The following is a 15,747-nucleotide window of genomic DNA, read 5'->3' as shown; positions in this document are numbered from 1 at the left end:
TGGAGGCCATTCCCCCTGATTCGAGCGCATACGTGGAACAGAGCAGCCGGGCACTGATCGACGGCTTCAACCGGAAAATCGACTACCTACGGATGTCGGTCACAGACCGCTGCGACTTCCGTTGCGTGTACTGCATGGCCGAGGACATGCAGTTTCTGCCCCGCCAGCAGATCCTGAGCCTTGAAGAGCTGTTCCAGGTGGCCGAGCGTTTCGTGGCGCTGGGCACCCGCAAGATTCGCCTGACCGGGGGCGAGCCGCTGGTACGCCAGGGCATCGTCGACCTGTGCGGGCGCATCGCTGCCCTGCCAGGGCTGCGCGAGTTGTGCCTGACCAGCAACGGCTCGCAGTTGGGGCGCCTGGCACAACCGCTCTTCGATGCGGGGGTGACGCGGCTGAACATCAGCCTCGACAGCCTGGATGCCGACCGTTTCAAGCAACTGACCCGTACCGGCGACCTGCACCAGGTAATCGCCGGCATCGACGCGGCACGTGAAGCCGGTTTTCGCCGCACCAAGCTCAACTGCGTGGTACTGAAGGGCCGCAATGACGATGAGCTGGTCGACCTGGTGCGCTTTGCGATCGATCGCGAACTGGACATCACCTTCATCGAGGAAATGCCGCTGGGGGAGATCAGCGAGCACGCCCGTGGAGAGTCGTTTTTCTCCAGCGACGAGGTACTCGCAAGGCTGGCCGAGCAGTTCAGCCTGATCGAGTCGACCGAGTCTTCCCAGGGCCCTGCGCGGTACTGGCGCCTGGCCGATGCCCCGCACACCCGGGTGGGGTTCATTTCGCCCCACAGCCACAATTTCTGCGCCACCTGCAACCGCGTACGCCTCACCGTAGAGGGTCGCTTGTTGCTGTGCCTGGGCAATGAGCACTCGGTCGACCTCAAGCATGTGCTGCGGGCCCATCCCGGCAACGCTGAACGGCTGGAAAAAGCCATTCGCGACTCGTTGCACCTCAAGCCGTACCGCCATCACTTCGAGGTGGGCGGCGACGTTCAAATCCTGCGCTTCATGAACATGACCGGCGGCTGATCAGCCGTCTCTGGATTGCCATGATCGTTCATCCCACCCAGGGTGTGCTGCGAATGCTGTTCACCCTCAAAGGGTCGATCATCAAGCAGATCGCCCTGCGCTGCCTGATGGTCACCTTGCTCGCGGCAGTCATCGTCCTGGTGGAACGGCATTACCCGGCATTCTTCTATCCGGTCAGCGCTACACCGTTCACACTGCTCGGCTTGTCGCTGTCGATCTTCATGAGCTTTCGCAACAACGCGTGTTATGACCGTTGGTGGGAGGGGCGCAAGGCCTGGGGCAGGTTGATCGTCGAGATTCGGTCGTTCACGCGCGAAAGCGTGGTGATCGCCGATGCCACGCTGCGCGCCGACATGCTGCGCAGCCTGTGCGGGTTCGCCCATGGGCTCAATGCCAGGCTGCGAGACGAGGACGACCTGGCCGCCGCGCGGCCCTGGCTTGGCAATGCCGAGGCGATCAGCCCCCACAACGTGTGTAACGGCATCCTCCTGCACCTGGGCGAGCAGTGTTCGCGGTTGACCGAGCAGCAGGGCCTGTCCGAGTGGCGCTACAACCTCTTGGCGCAGCGGTTGGCGGGGCTTGGGGAGGTTCAGGCCACCTGCGAGCGGATCAAGGGGACACCGTTGCCCTTCCCCTATACCTTGCTGCTGCATCGCACCATCTACATCTTCTGCCTGTTGCTGCCTTTCGCCCTGGCCGAACCGCTAGGCTGGCTGGCGCCGCTGTTCACGACCATCGTTGGGTATACCTTCTTTGGGCTCGACGCCATTGGCAATGAGTTGGAAGACCCGTTCGGCCGCGACGAGAACGACCTGCCTACCGATGCCATGGTGCGAACGGTAGAGCGTGATGTGTTGGCCGCCTTGGGGCAGACGCCGCTACCGCCAGCGCTGTTGCCGGTGGGGTATGTGTTGAGTTGAAGGCGCTGCGAAGCTCAAAGGAAGCGGTCACCCACAATCGCTGAGACAGGTGCACGTGTTGAGCTTCGCTGCAGTTAGGCTACCGACGCCAGGCTTGCCTTGGCCTGGTTCAGGCCCTTTTCATGGAAATCTCCGCTCATGTTCAGGCCTTCGGCATGAATGAACGTCACGTCGTGAATGCCAATGAAGCCCAGCACCTGCCGCAGGTAGGGTTCCTGATGGTCGCTGCCAGCCCCTGCATGGATGCCGCCGCGTGCGGTCAGTACAATGGCACGCTTGCCGTTCAACAGGCCCTGGGGGCCGGTGGGCGTGTATTTGAAGGTGATGCCGGCGCGCAGTACATGGTCCAGCCAGGCCTTGAGGGTACTTGGGATGGTGAAGTTGTACATGGGCGCTGCCAACACCAGCACATCGGCTGCCAGCAACTCGTCGGTCAGCACGTTGGAGCGGGCCAGGGCTTGGTGCTGGGCAGCACTGCGCTGGTCTTCAGGGTTCATCCAGCCGCCGAGCAGGTCGGCGTCCAGGTGCGGCACCGGGTTGGCCGCCACGTCACGCACCGTAATCTGGTCGGCCGGGTGGGCGGCGCGCCACTGCGCAGTGAAGTCCTGGGTCAGTTGGCGGGAAATCGAATCCTGCTGGCGTGCACTGCTTTCGACGATCAGAACATGGGACATGACGGCCTCCATCGGGCTGGGGTAGATGCGATGGAGGAAGGTTAACGCTTGACCTATCGATGAAAAAGCGTAAATAGTCGGTACGATTTATCGATTAATTAGTTTATTCAACTGCGCATTTTACGCTGATGCGCAACTTGATGATCTGCCGGTTGAACTTGGCGGTAACATCGGCGCGCTTGCCGGCCGGTACATTTACCCGGCGCACCCGCGGGGCTTCAGGGCCGTTGCGAAAGGTCACCTTGCAGGCGGCGGGCACCTGGCCGTAGTTCTCAAGGGTAATCGCCCCCAGGTCATAGGCCGTGTCATAGGCCGTGGCGTCCACCTTCACCCCGTCCATGTGTTTCTCCATGTCGATGGGATAGGCAAAAGCGGTCACCGGCAGGCATAGCAGCAATGCCGCACAATATTTCTTCATGGGGCGTTCTCCTTGTGTGGAACGCAGCTTAGGCCAACAGGAGCAGGACATGAAAGCGCCACGCGTGACGCTGGATCAATGGCGGACCTTGCAAGCTGTAGTCGATCATGGCGGGTTTGCCCAAGCTGCCGAGGTGCTGCACCGCTCGCAATCGTCGGTCAGTTACACGGTGGCGCGCATGCAGGAACAGCTGGGTGTCCCGTTGCTACGCATCGACGGCCGCAAGGCGGTGCTGACCGAGGCAGGCAGTGTGCTGCTGCGCCGCTCGCGGCACCTGGTCAAGCAGGCCAGCCAACTCGAGGACCTGGCGCACCACATGGAACAGGGTTGGGAAGCCGAGGTGCGCCTTGTGGTCGATGCCGCCTACCCCAGCGCGCGCCTGGTGCGTGCCCTGGCCGCCTTCATGCCGCAAAGCCGCGGCTGCCGCGTGCGCCTGCGCGAGGAAGTGCTGTCCGGGGTCGAGGAAGTGATGCTCGACGGCATCGCCGACCTTGCCATCAGCAGCTACAACATTGGCGGCTACCTGGGCGCGGAGTTGAGCGCCGTGGAATTCGTGGCCGTGGCCCACCCTGACCACAGCCTGCACCGGCTGGGACGCGAACTGACTTTCCAGGACCTTGAAAGCCAGTTGCAGGTGGTGATTCGAGATTCGGGCCGCTCACAGCCACGCGATGTGGGCTGGCTTGGCGCCGAACAGCGTTGGACGGTCGGCAGCCTGGGCACGGCTGCCACCTTCGTCAGCAGCGGGCTGGGCTTTGCGTGGTTGCCGCGGCACATGATCGAGCGCGAGCTGCGTGACGGGGTGCTCAAACCCCTGCCGCTGGACCAGGGCGGTAGCCGCCATCCCCTGTTCTATCTTTACGCGAGCAAGGAAAAGACCCTGGGCCCGGCCACGCAGATCCTCATCGACCTGCTGCGCAACTTCGACACGGCACCGTTGGATGTGCCCTTCGCAGCCCCGGCCCAGGTGTAAGTGTGATGGCCAGGGCCGGCTGCGAACGCGGGCCCCGGCTGGCTGTCCGAGCTGGGTGTCAAACTCGCGATCAGGCCCTGACACAATTTCAAACGCTGCGCCTGTGCCTGGCCTACCACCTGTACTGGCAGCCGTCGAAAATTCACGGCACGCTATTACTCTTTGTACATTGCGATATATCCACCGTACCGGCGGCCCTCGAAAGCAGCCGCCTCCACTTTGAAGGACCTTTGCGCCCATGCTGAAAAAATTGCTGCTTACCGCCTGTTCCGTCGCGTTCGCCACCAGCGTCATGGCATCCGACAAGACGCCGCACGTTGTGCTGGACACCAGCTTCGGCCAGGTGGAAATCGAGCTCAATGCCGAGAAGGCACCCGTCAGCACCCAGAACTTCCTGCAGTACGTGGACAGCGGCTTCTACAACAACACCATCTTTCATCGAGTAATCCCGGGCTTCATGGTGCAAGGCGGCGGCTTCACCGAGCAGATGGTACAGAAGGAGACCAAGGATCCGATCCGCAACGAAGCCAGCAATGGCCTGCAAAACACCCGCGGCACCCTGGCCATGGCCCGCACCTCGAACCCGAACTCGGCCACCAGCCAGTTCTTCATCAACGTGGCCGACAACGATTTCCTCAACCCAGGCCGTGACGCGGGTTATGCCGCATTCGGCAAGGTGACCAAAGGCATGGAAGTGGTCGACCAGATCGTCAATTCGCCCACCACTGTCAAGAAAGGCATGCGGGACGTGCCCGCCGACCCTGTGTTCATCAAGTCGGCTAAACGCATCGATTGATCGCGGGTCTCACAGGGACGTGACCCGATTACCGGTCGGTTGAACAGGAGTTTCAACGCTGATGCTGTACCGTCGTTTCGAGCAACTGATCGACATCTTCCGTGACGCCCCCAGCGAAGCGCCGCCCAGCGGCGTGTGGGCGTTCTATTTCCATTATCTGCGCCAGGTCTGGCCAAGCTTTCTGGCTTTGCTGGTGGTTGGCCTGATCGCTTCGTTGATCGAAGTGGCCATGTTCAGCTTCCTGAGCCGCATCATCGACCTGGCCCAGGGCACGCCCAGCGCCAGTGTTTTCAGCGAGCACAGCGACGAGTTGATCTGGATGCTGGTGGTGGTGCTGTTGCTGCGTCCGTTGTTCTTCGGGCTGCATGACCTGCTGGTGCATCAGGCCATCAACCCAGGCATGACCAGCATGATCCGCTGGCAGAACCACAGCTATGTGCTCAAGCAAAGCCTGAACTTCTTCCAAAGCGACTTCGCCGGGCGCATCGCCCAGCGCATCATGCAGACCGGCAACTCGCTGCGCGACTCGGCGGTGCAGGCGGTGGATGCGTTATGGCATGTGCTGATCTACGCCATCACGTCGCTGGTGTTGTTTGCCGAGGCTGATTGGCGGTTGATGTTGCCCCTGGTGGTCTGGATCGTGTGTTTCATTGCCGCCTTGGCGTATTTCGTGCCACGGGTCAAAGCGCGCTCGGTGGTGTCGTCCGATGCCCGCTCCAAGCTGATGGGCCGCATCGTCGATGGCTATACCAACATTGCCACGCTCAAGCTGTTTGCCCACACCGATCACGAACAGCAGTATGCCCGCGAAGCTATCAGCGAGCAGACCGAGAAAACCCAGCTGGCTTCGCGGGTGATCACCAGCATGGACGTGGTCATCACCACGTTGAACGGCTTGCTGGTGGTCGGCACCACCGGGCTTGCCCTGTGGCTGTGGAGCCAGTCGCTGATCACGGTGGGGGCCATTGCCTTGGCGACTGGTTTGGTCATCCGCATCGTGAACATGTCGGGGTGGATCATGTGGGTGGTCAACGGCATTTTCGAGAACATTGGTATGGTGCAGGATGGGCTGCAGACCATAGCCCAGCCCGTCACCGTCACCGACCGCCCTGCTGCCCCGGCCTTGAAGGTTACCCAGGGCGCCGTGCGGTTCGAGAACGTGCGCTTTCACTATGGTGAAGCGAGGAATGTGATCGAGGGGCTGAACCTGGCGATTCGGCCCGGGGAAAAGATCGGCCTGATCGGACCGTCTGGTGCCGGGAAGTCGACCTTGGTGAATTTGCTGTTGCGTCTGTACGACGTGCAAGGTGGGCAGATTCTGATCGATGACCAGGACATTGCGCAGGTGAGCCAGGCAAGCCTGCGTGCGCAGATCGGCATGATCACCCAGGACACCTCGTTGCTGCACCGCTCGATCCGCGAGAACCTGCTGTACGGCCGCCCGGATGCGACTGACGCCCAGTTGCAGGAAGCAGTGCGCCGCGCCCGGGCTGATGAGTTCATCCCGCACCTGTCGGACGCCCAGGGCCGTACCGGTCTGGATGCGCATGTAGGTGAGCGTGGAGTGAAGCTGTCCGGCGGCCAGCGCCAGCGCATCGCGATTGCCCGGGTGCTGCTGAAGAATGCGCCGATTCTGATCATGGACGAGGCCACGTCCGCGCTGGATTCGGAGGTGGAGGCGGCGATCCAGGAGAGCCTGGAAACGCTGATGCAGGGCAAGACCGTGATCGCCATCGCCCACCGGCTGTCCACCATTGCCCGCATGGACCGGCTGGTGGTGCTGGACAAGGGCCGGGTCGTGGAGGTGGGTAGCCATACTGAGTTGCTGGAGCAGCGGGGGCTGTATGCGCGGCTTTGGCAGCATCAGACAGGTGGGTTTGTGGGGGTTGATTAGGTGAGGTCCAGGCTTTGAGGGTTCAGGCTTTATGAAGGGGATCAAATCCAGGCGTCTGGTCAAAAGCCGGGGCCGCTGCGCGGCCCATCGCGGCACGAGGCCGCTCCTACAGGGGGATTGCGGCGCCTGCATTAGCCAGCAGGTCCCGGGTAGCCTGCGGCGCCTGCATTAGCCAGCAGGTCCCGGGTAGGAGCGGCCTTGTGCCGCGATGGGCCGCAAAGCGGCCCCAACGATACCAAGGCAATTCCGAAAGCCAGCCTCTCTGGAATGACTCTGCGTCACACCCCGTAAAACTGTCCCGCCACTCCCCGCACCTCGCCCAGCTACCCTTGCAGTCTTCATCCACCAAGGAGCTACCCATGGAAGGCCGCGGCACTCACCGTTTACGTCTAGGCAGGTTCTCCGAGCCCGGGCGGTTATACCTACTGACCACCGCCACCCGAAACCGTACCCCACTTTTCACACACCTGCACTACGCCAGGGCCGTGATCCAGCAGCTGCAACTCACTGCTGCGCAACGACAGTGCCAGAGCCTCGCCTGGGTACTGATGCCCGATCACTTGCACTGGCTTATCACGCTAGGCCCCTGCAGCCTCGACGAGCTGATGCGTGAATTCAAATCACGCAGCAGTTGCGCGCTTTACACACGAGGCGCCGAGCACCAGCGAATCTGGCAACCTGGCTTCCATGACCGCGCCCTTCGCCGTGACGAACAGGTGCGCAGCGTCGCTCGCTACATCATCGCCAATCCAATCCGCGCCGGCCTGGTAACGCGAGCGAGCGATTACCCGTATTGGGACTGTGTCTGGCTCAATGGCCCTCTTCCCGGCGATAAGGCAACATCTCCCGTGCCTGGGCGGCATACGCCATTACCCCTTCACGCTCCTGAAGCAGAAAATCGGCCACCGCCGTGCGTAACCCGGGATGCAGCAGGTAATGCCACGAGCGCGTGATTACCGGCTCGAACCCGCGAATCAACTTGTGCTCACCCTGGGCGCCAGCATCGAAACGTTGCAGCCCTTGGGCTATGGCGAAGTCCATGCCTTGATAGAAACACGTCTCGAAATGCAGGCGATCGAACTCGGCCAGGCAGCCCCAGTAACGGCCAAACAGACTGTCCCCACCTACCAGGCTCAGCGCCATTGCCACGTCCCGCCCGGCCTGGCGCGCCATTACCACGCGCAGGGCGTGGGGCATGCGCTCGGCCAGCAAGCTGAAGAACTCCCGCGTCAGGTAAGGCGCCCGGCCGCGCACGGCGTAGGTGTTGGCGTAACACAGGTAGACGAAATCCCACTGGGCTTGGTCCAGTTCGTCACCCCGGTACCAGCGAAAATCAATCCCCTGCCCCGCTACCTGCTCACGCTCCTTGCGCATCTGCTTGCGCTTGCGGGAGCTGAGGGTGTCGAGAAAATCCTGGAAATCGCGGTAGCCGCGGTTCTGCCAGTGAAACTGGCAACCCAGGCGCTCCATCCAGCCCGGCAGGCGCGCCAACTGCTCGTCCAGCGCAGGGTCGGTGAAGTTGATGTGGGCGCCGGACAGGCCGGCTTTGCTCAGGTACTCGGGCAAGGCCTGCAGTAACAAGTGCCCGGCTACCGCATCGGCCGTCAGCAAACGTGGACCACTGACCGGGCTGAACGGCACGGCCCCCAGCAGCTTGGGATAGTAGGCGATGCCAGCCCGTTCACAGGCGTGCGCCCAACCATGGTCGAAGACGTACTCACCGTACGAATGCCACTTGCGGTAACCCGGCAGCAGCGCTTGCACCTTTCCCTCGTGCTCGAGCACCAGATGTTCGGCCGCCCACCCGTTGTTGCGCGCGACACTGCCGCTGTCTTCCATCGCACTGAGAAAGGCATGGCTGAGAAACGGCTGGCCTTCGGGCACCAGGGCGTCCCAGGTGGCGGTTGGCATATCACGCAAATGAGCAAGGCTATACAGACTGGTCACAGGGTCGGCTCGCGGCATCAAGGCCCTCAGTATCACCAAGCCGGGCGCCGGACTCAAATGACGATCGCCTGACGGGCTTCACTTCACAACAGTGCCACTATTCCGACATTAATCTGTCACTCGCCCCCGCAATACTTGCGCCTGTTTTCCGGAACCACAGAACCTGTCTATCCAGGCCCTTCCGGAGACGTGCCAACACAGGGGCGGGCGCTCGGCGTCCCCCATCTTACTCAGTAGGGAGAACCGTATGCGTCTTGTTTCTACACTTACCGGAGCAAGCCTGACCGGCATGGTGCTGGCCATGAGCACCACTCCGGCCAGTGCGGCCGTTGACGCCAAGCTGCTCGAAATGCTCCGCGCCAATGGCTCGATCAACCAGGCGCAATACAGCGAGCTGCAGGCTGACCTGGCCCAGGAAAACAAGGAAAAGGCCGCTCAGAAAGCCCAGTCCGAGCGCATGAGTTCGTTCGAGCAAAAAGTGGCCTGGGCGGCCAAGACTCAGATCAAAGGCGACGTGCGCCTGCGTTATGAAGACGTCAACGTGGACAACCCGATTTCCCGCAGCGGCAACCAGGACCGGGAGCGTGTGCGTGCCCGTGTCGGTTTCTACAGCGAGATCAACCCGCAAGTGGACGCCGGGGTGCGGGTCGCCACCGGCAGCAGCGCCGATGCGCGCTCGACCAACCAGAGCCTGGATAACTACTTCGAGAAGAAATCGTTGTGGGTGGACCTGGCCTACCTGGACTGGCACCCCACCGCCGTGCCGAACCTGCACCTGATCGGCGGCAAGATGATGCAGCCCTGGGTGAGCATGGGCGACATCATCTGGGACAGCGACATCAACCCCGAAGGCGTAGCCGCCACCTACAAGATCAACCTGGGCCCTGCCGAGGTGTTCGGCAGCATCGGCCACTACAACCTCAAGGACAACGTCGACGGCGACGGCGTGCAGTTCAAGCACGATGCACAGCTCTACGCTGCGCAGTTGGGGACCAAGTTCAACGCAGCCGACACCGTCAAGGTCACGGTGGGCGGCAGCGTGTACGGCTACGACAACGACAAGTCGTCGGCCGCGCTGCGCTCGCTGGGCAACACCACCGACGAATTCAACCTGGTGGAAGGCTTTGGCCAGGTGGACTTCACCGGCTTTGCCATCCCGCTGTCGGCCTATGGCCAATTCGTGAAGAACACCGAGAGCACCGATGGGCAGGACAAGGCCTGGCTGGCGGGTCTGAAGAGTAAGATCGGGGCCTGGAGCCTGGACTACAACTACCGCGACGTGCAGCGCAATGGCGTCGTGAGCCTGTTTACCGACTCGGACTTTGGCAACGGTTTCACCGGCTCGCGCGGTCACAAGTTCAAGGTTGGCTACGAGATCGACAAGAACTTCGCACTCGGTGCGGCCTATATGATGGCCAAGACCGACTACTCCAACCTGCCCAACAGCAACGCCGATGTGGATACGCTGCAGGTAGACCTGGAAGCCAAGTTCTAAGCACCGCCACCGCGCAAACGGCCGTCCCCATCCGGCCGTTTGCGCTTTTAGGCGGCCATCGCCAGCCTTGCCGGCTTAGCGTTTGCGCAAAATCACGCTGCCGATCGAATACCCCGCGCCAAACGAGCTGAGCACACCCAGCGCCCCTTGTGGCAGGTCATCCTGATACAGGTGCAAGGCAATGATCGAGCCTGCCGAGCTGGTGTTGGCGTAGCGGTCCAGGATCACCGGCGCTTCCTGTTCACTCACTTCACGCCCCAGCAGCTTCTTGACGATCAGGTGGTTCATGCTGAGGTTGGCCTGGTGCAGCCAGAAGCGCGCCACATCGCTGGGCTGAAGGCCGTTTTCCTGCAAATGCTCGCCCACCAGCTCCGCCACTTTCGGGCACACCTCGCGGAACACCTTGCGGCCTTCCTGGATGAACAGCTTGTCTGCGGCGCCTTCGCCCTCCTCCGCCGCGCGGTTGAGGAAGCCGAAGTTGTTGCGGATGTTATTGGAGAACTCGGTCCACAGCTTGCTGCTGACCACGTCGAACTGGTGCGCCGATGTGGCGTGATCGGCGCGTTCGAGCAGTACCGCGGTCGCCGCATCGCCAAAGATGAAGTGGCTGTCACGGTCGCGGAAGTTCAGGTGGCCGGTGCACACTTCAGGGTTGACCATGAGCACGGCCCGCGCCTGCCCCAGCGCCACGCTGTTGGCGGCGGTCTGGATGCCGAAGGTGGCGGACGAACACGCCACGTTCATGTCGAAGGCAAACCCCTGGATGCCCAGCGCCTGCTGCACTTCGATGGCAATGGCCGGGTAAGGGCGCTGCAAGTTGGAACAGGCGACGATGACCCCGTCCACGTCGGCAGCGCTGCGGCCAGCGCGCTCCAGCGCCTGGCGCGCCGCCGCCACGGCCATTTCGCACAGCACCGACGGCTCGTCGTTGGAGCGCTCTGGCAGGCGCGGTTTCATGCGCTGCGGGTCGAGGATGCCGGCCTTGTCCATGACGAAGCGGCTCTTGATACCCGAGGCCTTTTCGATGAACGCCGCATCGGACAGCGGTGCGGCTTCGACCTCGCCACGCTCGATGGCCTGGGCGTTGTCCTGGTTGAACTGCTGCGACCAGGTGTTGAAGGAGGCTACGAGTTCTTCGTTGGAGATGCTCTGGGCCGGGGTGTACAGGCCGGTGCCGCTGATCACGACATTATGCACGGTCGTTCCTCTGTTCTTGGGCCATCGCCACCCGGCGCTGGCTGGAAATACACTGATTTAGTGGCACTTTAGTACTAACTTTGCGACGAGGGCAGAGCCCACGCTTGACGGTAGCCCACCTCATGGATGCCATCACCCTGTAGGCGGTGAGCATGCAGGCGAAGCAGGGCTGTGCGCAGTGGGCCGCCAAGCGGCCCGAAATTGTCTCAATAGTGCCACAACTGTGTGAGTTTAGCCTTCCACCTGGCTCCACTGCTTGCTCAATCGCTTATCGGAAATCGGCACCTTGGTGCCCAGCTGCTGGGCGAACAGCGACACGCGGTATTCCTCCAGCCACCAGCGGTACAGGGCCAGCTGCTCGTCGCGCTTGCCTTCCTGGGCATGCTTGTCGGCACGGGCCTTGTACTGCGCCCACAAGTTGGCCAGTTCGCCACTCCATACCCGGTCCTTCTGCACCTGCGAACCCAGCTTCTCCAGGCGCAGCTCGATGGCCTTGAGGTAGCGTGGCAGCTCCTTGAACCACAGCGCCGGCGTTTCACGCACAAAGCCCGGGTACACCAGGTTGCCCAACTGCTGCTTGATATCGTTCAGGGCCACGGCCTGGCTCAGGTCGATCTTGCCCTTGAAGCGTTTCTGCAACCCGTGCCACAGCTTCAGCACCTCGAGGGTCTGCCGCGCCAGGCGCTCGGCATGCTCGGCCCAGCTGCCCCGCTTGCGTTCGGCCAGCGCCGCCAGGGCCGCGCCTTCACGGGGCAGCACCGGCTCACCGTCGAGAATGCAACTGTCCAGGCTGGCCAGCAGAATGTCTTCGACCAGCGCGTCGACCCGGCCCATGTCGCGGTACAGCAGCCCCAGTTCGGTCAGTCCAGGCAGCTTGCCACGCAGGAACTTGGCCGGCTCGGCCAGCTGTTGCAGCAGCAGGCGCTGCAAGGCGCGGCGGTGCTGGAAGTCGGCTTCGGCCTGGGTCGAGAAGCGGCCTTCACGCACCGTGCCATTGTCCTCGACCAAGGCCGGGTAAACCGTCATCGACAGCCCCGCGATCTTTTGCTGTGCCGTGGGTTTCACTTCGCTGAAGGCCTTGGCCTGCACCGGCTGCTCGCTTTTGGCATCGCGTGGCACTGCCAGCGCTGCCTGGCTGGCGGCGGCGAACCGCGCGGTCAGTTCAGCCAGGTCACGCCCTTCGCCCAGGAATTTGCCCTGCCCGTCGACCACTTCGATGTTCATGCGCAGGTGGCCTTCGACCAGGCTGACCGATTCGTCCCAGGCCTCGTCGGGCACCCGCGCACCGGTCATGCGCAGCAGTTCATGGCCCAGGGCCTGGGGCAACGCGCCTTGGCCGAAGGTCATGCGGGCCAAGGCAGCCTTGACGAAGTCCGGCACCGGCACGAAGTTCTTGCGCAGGGCCTTGGGCAAGTTGCGAACCAGCGCCACGCACTTGGCTTCGAGCAGGCCGGGCACCAGCCACTCCAGGCGCTCGCCTGGCAGGCTCGGCAACAGGGGTGCCGGCACCCGAACGGTCACACCGTCACGGGGGTGATTGGGCTCGAAGTGGTAGGTCAAGGGCAGGCGCAGTTCGCCCACCTGCAAGCTGTCGGGGTACTGCGCGGCAGTCACCTCGCTGGCCTCGCGTGCCAGCACGTCTTCCTCACGCATGATCAGCAGGTTGGGGTCTTTCTGGCTGCCCATGCGGTACCAGCTGTCGAAAGTGGCCGTCTGGTGGATCTCGGCCGGCAGGCGCGCTTCGTAGAACGCATAGAGCGTTTCTTCGTCGGCCAGGATGTCGCGACGGCGGGCTTTGGCCTCGAGGGCGTCGAGCGCTTCGAGCAGGCGCTTGTTGGCCGTCAGGCACTTGGCCCGCGACTGGATCTCACCACCCACCAGGGCCTCACGAATAAACAGCTCGCGGGAGGTGGCCGGGTCGATGGGGCCAAAATGCACCGGCCTGCGGCCGACCAGGATCAACCCATACAGGGTGATCTGCTCATAGGCCACGACCTGCCCGCGCTTCTTCTCCCAATGGGGCTCGAAGTTGTTCTTCTTGATGAGGTGGCCGGCCAGTGGCTCGATCCAGTCCGGCTCGATACGCGCGACCACGCGGGCATAGAGCTTGGTGGTTTCCACCAGCTCGGCTGCCATGACCCACTGCGGGCGCTTGCGCCCGATACCCGATGACGGGTGCACCCAGAACCTGCGCTGCCGTGCGCCCTGGTAATCGCCGTCTTCGGTCTTGTGGCCGATCTGGCTGAGCAGGCCGCTGAGCACGGCTTTGTGCAACTTGGGGTAGTCGCACGGTTCCTTGTTGACCGTCAGTTGCAGCTCGCGGCAGATCAGCGCCAACTGGCGATGGGCGTCGCGCCACTCACGCAGGCGCAGGTAATTGAGGAACTGCTTGCGGCACCAGTTGCGCAAGGGGTTGGCCGTCAACGCCTGGCGCTGTTCCTCGAAACCTCGCCACAGGTTGACCAGTGCGGCGAAGTCCGAATCCACGTCCTTCCACTGCGCGTGGGCCTGGTCGGCGGCCTGCTGGCGCTCAGGGGGGCGTTCGCGTGGGTCCTGCACCGATAAGGCGCTGGTGACGATCAGCACTTCCTGCAGGCTGCCCAGTCGCGCGCCTTCGAGCAGCATGCGGCCCAGGCGCGGGTCGATGGGCAGCCGAGCCAGCTGACGCCCGACCGGGGTCAGCTGATTTTCACGGTTGACCGCCGAGAGCTCTTGCAGCAGGTTGAAGCCGTCGCTGATCGCCTTGCCGTCTGGCGGTTCGATGAAGGGGAACGCGTCGATGGCGCCCAGGCGCAGGTGCAGCATTTGCAGGATGACGGCCGCCAGGTTTGTGCGCAGGATCTCGGGGTCGGTGAAAGCCGGTCGGCTGTTGAAGTCTTCTTCGCTGTACAGACGCACGCAGATGCCCGGCTCCACCCGTCCACAGCGGCCCTTGCGCTGGTTGGCGCTGGCCTGGGACACGGCTTCGATGGGCAGGCGCTGCACCTTGGCGCGGTAGCTGTAGCGGCTGATGCGCGCCGTGCCGGTATCGATCACATAGCGGATGCCGGGGACCGTCAGCGATGTTTCGGCCACGTTGGTGGCCAGCACCACGCGCCGCCCGGCATGGGGCTGGAAGATCCGCTGCTGCTCGGCCGGCGACAGGCGCGCGTACAAGGGCAAGATTTCGGTATGGCGCAACTGCGCCTTGCGCAGAATCTCGGCGGCGTCGCGAATTTCGCGCTCACCGGGCAGGAAGATCAGCACATCGCCGGGGCCCTTGCCCTGGCCGCGCTCGTGCTGGGCCAATTCGTCGAGGGTGGCAAGGATAGCCTGATCGACGGTGAGGTCGTCCTCGATCGGGTTGCCTTCCTCGTCCTGTTCGCTGGTCAGCGGGCGATACCAGGTTTCCACGGGGAAGGTACGGCCGGACACCTCGATGATGGGCGCATCGTCGAAATGCTTGGAAAACCGCTCCAGGTCGATGGTGGCCGAGGTGATGATGAGCTTGAGGTCGGGCCGCCGGTGCAACAGGGTCTTGAGGTAGCCGAGCAGGAAGTCGATGTTCAGGCTGCGTTCGTGGGCTTCGTCGACGATGATGGTGTCGTAGCGTTCCAGGAAGCGGTCGTGCTGGGTTTCGGCCAGCAGGATGCCGTCGGTCATGAGTTTGACCAGTGTGTTGGCATCGCTCTGGTCTTCGAAGCGCACTTGATAACCCACCAGGCCGCCCAGCGGAGTGCCCAGTTCCTCAGCCACGCGGGCGGCGACACTGCGCGCGGCGATCCGGCGTGGCTGGGTGTGGGCGATCAGGCCATGGCTGCCGCGGCCCAGTTCCAGGCAGATCTTGGGTAACTGGGTGGTCTTGCCCGAGCCGGTTTCGCCAGCGATGACTAGCACCTGGTGTTCGGCCAGGGCTTTTTTGATCTCGTCGCGCTTGGCGGCGATGGGCAGGCTGTCGTCGTAGCGCACCAATGGCACGCTCTGCTGGCGGGCGGTGACCTGGGCGCAGGACGCCTGCACCCGCTCTGCCCACTGCGCCAGCTTTGCCTCGTCGGGGCGCTTGCGCAGTTCATGCAACTGGCGCCGCAGACGGTGGCGGTCGGCGATCATGGCGTGGTCGAGGTTTTGCAGCAGTTTGTCGATGGCGTGGTCAGTCATTGGGCTTTTCGGTGATGCAGGTGGGCCTGCGGTGTAATCGGCATTCGAAAGAGGTGTGATTGTCGCAGATTTGGTTATTGCTTGCTGGGGGTGCTTGAAAGGTTGGGCTGGCGGGTCGGTTTGAGGGTTCAGTTTCTCTCGGCGGGGCTGGAGCTGGCGGGTGCGCAGGTGATGGGCGGCGACTTGGGTGGGGGCAGGGATTTGCGAACTGGCTGAGGTCGCCTGAACCGCTTTGCGCCCGTCGCGGCGAGCGTTTCAG

The 15,747-nt window shown here is 63.0% G+C and carries 11 protein-coding genes and 1 pseudogene; 7 read left to right on the top strand and 5 right to left on the bottom strand.

Translation table 11 applies throughout. The annotated features are described in order from the left end of the window. Positions 1-32: 32 nt before the first annotated feature. Positions 33-1,037 carry a GTP 3',8-cyclase MoaA gene (gene moaA / locus FS777_RS19750; RefSeq protein ID WP_145257255.1) on the top strand — a complete coding sequence of 335 codons (1,005 nt, stop codon included), beginning with the start codon at positions 33-35 and terminating at the stop codon, positions 1,035-1,037. 20 nt (positions 1,038-1,057) lie between these two features. Further along, positions 1,058-1,957 (top strand): bestrophin family protein, encoded by a 900-nt coding sequence (locus FS777_RS19745; protein WP_145257253.1) that lies wholly within the window; start codon positions 1,058-1,060, stop codon positions 1,955-1,957. A gap of 74 nt (positions 1,958-2,031) precedes the next feature. Here FS777_RS19745 and FS777_RS19740 read toward each other — a convergent pair whose 3' ends face one another. Together FS777_RS19740 and FS777_RS19735 are read right to left on the bottom strand one after the other, a co-directional pair. Next, complete coding sequence (locus tag FS777_RS19740) at positions 2,032-2,631, bottom strand: FMN-dependent NADH-azoreductase (RefSeq protein ID WP_058604201.1); 600 nt, start codon at positions 2,629-2,631, stop codon at positions 2,032-2,034. Positions 2,632-2,734: 103 nt separating this feature from the next. Further along, a complete protein-coding gene (locus FS777_RS19735; protein ID WP_058604200.1) occupies positions 2,735-3,049 on the bottom strand; it encodes a hypothetical protein in 315 nt (104 codons plus the stop codon). A gap of 49 nt (positions 3,050-3,098) precedes the next feature. Here FS777_RS19735 and FS777_RS19730 point away from each other — a divergent pair, with 49 nt between their 5' ends. The 4 genes and pseudogenes from FS777_RS19730 to FS777_RS19715 all read left to right on the top strand — a co-directional run. Next, positions 3,099-4,022 carry a LysR family transcriptional regulator gene (locus FS777_RS19730; RefSeq protein WP_145257250.1) on the top strand — a complete coding sequence of 308 codons (924 nt, stop codon included), beginning with the start codon at positions 3,099-3,101 and terminating at the stop codon, positions 4,020-4,022. A 238-nt stretch (positions 4,023-4,260) separates the two neighbouring features. Next, a complete protein-coding gene (locus FS777_RS19725) occupies positions 4,261-4,818 on the top strand; it encodes a peptidylprolyl isomerase (RefSeq protein WP_145257247.1) in 558 nt (185 codons plus the stop codon). Positions 4,819-4,879: 61 nt separating this feature from the next. Beyond that, positions 4,880-6,712 (top strand): ABC transporter ATP-binding protein, encoded by a 1,833-nt coding sequence (locus FS777_RS19720; protein ID WP_145257244.1) that lies wholly within the window; start codon positions 4,880-4,882, stop codon positions 6,710-6,712. Positions 6,713-7,071: 359 nt separating this feature from the next. After that, positions 7,072-7,524: pseudogene (locus FS777_RS19715) on the top strand (transposase); the annotation flags it as partial. Here the strand turns inward: FS777_RS19715 and FS777_RS19710 are convergent. After that, complete coding sequence (locus FS777_RS19710; RefSeq protein ID WP_145257241.1) at positions 7,523-8,677, bottom strand: GNAT family N-acetyltransferase; 1,155 nt, start codon at positions 8,675-8,677, stop codon at positions 7,523-7,525. The pseudogene FS777_RS19715 and the gene FS777_RS19710 sit on opposite strands and share 2 nt — an antisense overlap. A gap of 229 nt (positions 8,678-8,906) precedes the next feature. Between FS777_RS19710 and FS777_RS19705 the strand changes: the two genes are divergently transcribed. Next, positions 8,907-10,154 (top strand): putative porin, encoded by a 1,248-nt coding sequence (locus tag FS777_RS19705; protein ID WP_145257239.1) that lies wholly within the window; start codon positions 8,907-8,909, stop codon positions 10,152-10,154. Positions 10,155-10,229: 75 nt separating this feature from the next. Here FS777_RS19705 and FS777_RS19700 read toward each other — a convergent pair whose 3' ends face one another. Continuing rightward, the gene (locus FS777_RS19700; RefSeq protein ID WP_058638040.1) at positions 10,230-11,351 is read right to left on the bottom strand and encodes a beta-ketoacyl-ACP synthase III; all 1,122 of its coding nucleotides are present in this window, start codon (positions 11,349-11,351) and stop codon (positions 10,230-10,232) included. A 231-nt stretch (positions 11,352-11,582) separates the two neighbouring features. Next, positions 11,583-15,488: an ATP-dependent RNA helicase HrpA gene (hrpA, locus tag FS777_RS19695; protein WP_145257235.1), complete on the bottom strand. Its 3,906-nt coding sequence runs from the start codon at positions 15,486-15,488 to the stop codon at positions 11,583-11,585. Positions 15,489-15,747: the final 259 nt, after the last annotated feature.

It is taken from the genome of Pseudomonas sp. DE0157 (genome assembly GCF_007678615.1).
GTDB lineage: Bacteria > Pseudomonadota > Gammaproteobacteria > Pseudomonadales > Pseudomonadaceae > Aquipseudomonas > Aquipseudomonas parafulva_B.
The sequence above is the reverse complement of the archived record's forward strand: the minus strand, read 5'-3'. Positions and strand labels throughout refer to the sequence as shown.

Coding starts and splice junctions, on each gene's coding strand:
- FS777_RS19745 (WP_145257253.1), top strand. CDS start 1,058: ATGATCGTTCATCCCACCCAGGGTGTGCTGCGAATGCTGTTCACCCTC.
- FS777_RS19740 (WP_058604201.1), bottom strand. CDS start 2,631: ATGTCCCATGTTCTGATCGTCGAAAGCAGTGCACGCCAGCAGGATTCG.
- FS777_RS19725 (WP_145257247.1), top strand. CDS start 4,261: ATGCTGAAAAAATTGCTGCTTACCGCCTGTTCCGTCGCGTTCGCCACC.
- FS777_RS19705 (WP_145257239.1), top strand. CDS start 8,907: ATGCGTCTTGTTTCTACACTTACCGGAGCAAGCCTGACCGGCATGGTG.
- FS777_RS19730 (WP_145257250.1), top strand. CDS start 3,099: ATGAAAGCGCCACGCGTGACGCTGGATCAATGGCGGACCTTGCAAGCT.
- FS777_RS19710 (WP_145257241.1), bottom strand. CDS start 8,677: ATGCCGCGAGCCGACCCTGTGACCAGTCTGTATAGCCTTGCTCATTTG.
- hrpA (WP_145257235.1), bottom strand. CDS start 15,488: ATGACTGACCACGCCATCGACAAACTGCTGCAAAACCTCGACCACGCC.
- FS777_RS19720 (WP_145257244.1), top strand. CDS start 4,880: ATGCTGTACCGTCGTTTCGAGCAACTGATCGACATCTTCCGTGACGCC.
- FS777_RS19735 (WP_058604200.1), bottom strand. CDS start 3,049: ATGAAGAAATATTGTGCGGCATTGCTGCTATGCCTGCCGGTGACCGCT.